We start from the raw sequence: 3,514 nt of genomic DNA, 5'->3' as shown, positions 1-3,514 counted from the left end.
CATGGCGTGTCCAGCCTATGGCCGTGATGTCGTAGTTTGATCGTATGGATTTGTAGCGTTACCGTCGGTTGGCGGTCCGGTCGTGCTGTGATGGCTGAGTGGCTGAGCGTAAGCCGTACCCGAGCGACATATCCGACGCCCGCTGGGCATTGATCGAGCCTACCTTGACCGCCTGGCGGCAATCCCGACTCGACCGCCGCCCCACGGCCGGCCCGCTACGGTCGAGTTACGGGATGTCTTCAACGCGATCCTGGACATCAACCGCACGGGAATCGCCTGCCAAGCAACAACCACACCGCAGTTCCCAACTACTGCGAGCTACTGACAGAACTTGTTGTCGGCAACTGTCGGTCACTTGTCGCTCAACATGAGCGACACGGAATGTCAGTGAAGAACGACAACAGATGACAGTCGGCGCGACACCGGTGTCAGCAAGATCCCTCACTCTTCGTAGCCTCAGGTCCGGTGCGGGACCTTGAGCACTGAAGGTTTAGGTCCGGGACGACCGTGTAGGGAGTAACCCGAGTTCGGCTTCGATCTGATCGCGGGTCTCCCGCATCCGGTACCAGTTGCCGCGCAGTTCGGGGAGCCGTCCGTCCTGGCGGGCGAGGGTGGCCACCAGATGCACGTGGTCGCGGGCATGCCGGAGCGCGACCCACCGGCAGGCTTCGACATCGCCGAGCGGTGCGATGCCAGCAGCGTCGACAAGTCGGACGGCGATCCACGCCCAGGCGGTGTCGGTGAGAGGCCGGTCGTGGCGAGCGGTCAGGACAGTGCAGTGCCAGACGTCTCGGTGCACCGGCCGTGGGTGCTACAGCGCTGGCATCCTCACGCCGATGAGATCTCGCTGCACAGCGATGAGGCTTGTGGGCTGGCCGAACTGGCCCGGCGCGTTCGCACAGGCGTACACGCCGTCGGACACGCGGATGAGTGAGCTCTATGCAGCCCAGGTGACCTTGCCGTCGGCGTTCACCGTCACCAGGCGGCCCGTCTCAGTGAAGCTGGCCGCGACGACGTCCTCGCGCCGCTCGCGGACCTCCCCCTTGACGTCGAGCAATTCCAGCTCACCATCGTGGACCAGGCCGACCGCCGTACCGGACGGATCGGCGATCACACCGGCCCGAGCGGCGACATCGCGCGACCACGTCTGCCGCCCGCTCGGGTCGATGCCGCGAACCTCGGTGTGATGGGTTCCGCGCTGGTCGACGTAGCGGGACACCACCGCGCCCCCTCGCGTACCGGCCACGCATTCCCCGGGCTGGTCGAGATTGACCTGAAGGGGAACGACGGTCCCGTCCTTGAGTATCCCTCCCCGCTCGCCGGTCAGGACCGCCCAGTCTCCGCCGACGCAGCCACCCCAGAACCCCCCAGCGGGCACGCGCTCCCCTGTAGCCCGCCATCCGTGAGCGTCGCGCTGGAAGCGCAGAATCTCACCGCCGGGCAGCGTGGGGTCGGCGTAGAGCAGCAGAGCCGTCGTCCGGTCGGGGCTCTCCCGCCAGAGGACGTTCTCCACGCCGGCGACTTGATGGCTCTCCTTCTTGCCGTCCGAACGCTGGATCTGGAGCGTGCCTCCCTCGGCGACGACCGTGTCCGCATCGCCCCGCCGGCTCAGCACTTTCCGGGTAGCGGTGGAGAAGGCCGCTTCAGGGCACCGGGCCGCGCAGACGGCAGCCTGCTTGTCCGTCCACACGTGCCGCCCGTCCGAGGCGTACCCGAGGTGCGATTCGGTCTGCGGGTCGTACACGATCGCCCCCGTCGAGGAGGCGGCGACGAAGACCGGCGGAATTTCCTGCTCACCGCCGGTGGAACACGACGTGACCGCCACTAGCGCCAGCAGGGACGCGACAAGTGCGCGGTGGTTCATCGGCCGCTAGATCCGCTTGGTCTGGAAGCTGCACGTGGGGTCGAGGCCCGGAAGGTCCCAGCGCACCCAGAATTTCACGTAGACCTTGTCCTTCGACGAGGCGGGGATGCTGACGGTCACGCTCTTCGTGCCCACCTTGGCGCTGTCGGTGCTCCAACCGCTCCACCACGTGTCGGGTGCGTTGTTCTTGTCCGAATAGACATCGATGGCTACGTCGGTCTTCGATCCAGCACGACCGCCAATCGTGTACGTGAACTTGGTGAAGACGTCACGCCCTACGCCGTTGAAGTAGTAGCGTGCCGAGCCGCTGAAACCCTTGGGGTCCGACGAGCAACTGCCGCTGAGAGTCTTGTCAGCCGACGCAGAGGCGGAAGCGCCGCCGGCGCCGACGATCGACAACGTCAGTCCCGCGGTCCCGACGATCGCCGCATGCCGAAGTATGGTGCTCAGTCGCATGATGCCCTTTCCGTTACCTTGACTTGCATCCGTCACAGGATCGTAGGAAGCGGTGGTATATCGGCGGTATGCCCGGCCGTAGATGATCATGTCTGTACGGATTTCGTGAATGCCCCAACCGTTCATCGATTCCCGGGCGTGGCCGCGCAGCAGGACCAGTGCGCCGGATCCGCCGTCTGGCTCCCTGGCTCGTCCGTCTGCAACGTCCTCGAAAGTGTTGCTGGCACCATCGGGCGGATTGGCGCCAGGTTGCCGCGATCGCGGTTGATCTCGTCCGCGAGGCGCATGCGCCCGCATCACGGGCGAGGGCATAGGGGAGTTCATGGACCGCCTCCGTGATCCCCGTCACCGGGCAACCCGTCACGGAGCGCTACTGACATTTCTTGTCGCGAAGCACTGTCAGAGCCCTGTCGCGCAACAGAATGTCAGTGGCGAACGACAACGGACGACAGTCGGCGCGGCACTGATATCAGCAAGATCCTCACGTTCGAGGCCGCGGTGCTGCTCGCGGAAGGCAGCGTATTCAGGGAGCGGCCGCACCAAATGACCGACAGCAGCAGGGTGGCTCCATCGGGGTGAGCGGCTGGTGGTAGTCGGCGGCGCTGTGAATGGCCTGCTGTTGAGCGCGACTGAGCAGTCAAGACGTGGGCGCAGAGCGTAGCGGTGGCGATGTCGTCGATGAGGAGCGGGACGGCGGGCGTCACGTCCGCGTGGCCCGATCCCGGACACCTGGGATCAGGCCGCCCGTGAGGTCACCATCCCGGGCGTCGACTTCGCTCTGGACAAAAGGGTGATACTCATCGATGCGAATCATGCGTGGGCGTACGTCGACGCGTGCCCGAAGACCTATCCGTTGAAGGAGTCTTGCCGGTCCGCTCTGGGTGTCACGGCGGACGGAGGCAAGACCTGGAAGCGAGTGACCATGCCCGGGTGAACAAGCGAAATGGAGTACACCACCGGGATCGAGGACCCCCCTCGATGGTTACCGCTCAACGCCACCACCGTATCCCTCGTCACCCGCGATGAGATCTACCTGACCCGCGATCAGGGAGACACCTGGTCCACGTACCCCTTGAGCGAGCCTCCACTGGAGACCCAGCTCGCAGCGAATCTGGGTGACAACTTCGGAACCCGGCAGGGCAACTATGCCTATGCGTGTCCGGGCACCGGCATGCTCGAGCGTCCAGAGGAGAA

4 protein-coding genes and 1 pseudogene are annotated in these 3,514 nt (G+C 65.2%); 2 read left to right on the top strand and 3 right to left on the bottom strand.

What is annotated here, in order from left to right:
* Nucleotides 1–98: 98 nt before the first annotated feature.
* Nucleotides 99–274 (top strand): annotated as a pseudogene (locus V5E28_RS48710) (transposase); the annotation flags it as partial.
* A 216-nt stretch (nucleotides 275–490) separates the two neighbouring features.
* On the opposite strand, the gene V5E28_RS48705 reads toward V5E28_RS48710, so the two are convergent.
* The 3 genes from V5E28_RS48705 to V5E28_RS48695 form a co-directional block, all read right to left on the bottom strand.
* Nucleotides 491–799 carry a hypothetical protein gene (locus V5E28_RS48705; RefSeq protein WP_336217141.1) on the bottom strand — a complete coding sequence of 103 codons (309 nt, stop codon included), beginning with the start codon at nucleotides 797–799 and terminating at the stop codon, nucleotides 491–493.
* 138 nt (nucleotides 800–937) lie between these two features.
* Nucleotides 938–1,864 carry a hypothetical protein gene (locus tag V5E28_RS48700; RefSeq protein ID WP_336217140.1) on the bottom strand — a complete coding sequence of 309 codons (927 nt, stop codon included), beginning with the start codon at nucleotides 1,862–1,864 and terminating at the stop codon, nucleotides 938–940.
* Nucleotides 1,865–1,870: 6 nt separating this feature from the next.
* Nucleotides 1,871–2,644, bottom strand: coding sequence for a hypothetical protein (locus tag V5E28_RS48695; RefSeq protein WP_336217139.1), 774 nt, complete (start codon nucleotides 2,642–2,644; stop codon nucleotides 1,871–1,873).
* Between the two features lie 619 nt (nucleotides 2,645–3,263).
* Between V5E28_RS48695 and V5E28_RS48690 the strand changes: the two genes are divergently transcribed.
* A partial coding sequence (locus V5E28_RS48690) for a hypothetical protein (RefSeq protein ID WP_336217138.1) occupies nucleotides 3,264–3,514 on the top strand: 251 nt, incomplete at its 3' end.

The sequence above is a fragment of the Nonomuraea sp. LPB2021202275-12-8 genome, from assembly GCF_037044575.1.
Lineage (GTDB): Bacteria > Actinomycetota > Actinomycetes > Streptosporangiales > Streptosporangiaceae > Nonomuraea.
The sequence above is the reverse complement of the archived record's forward strand: the minus strand, read 5'-3'. Positions and strand labels throughout refer to the sequence as shown.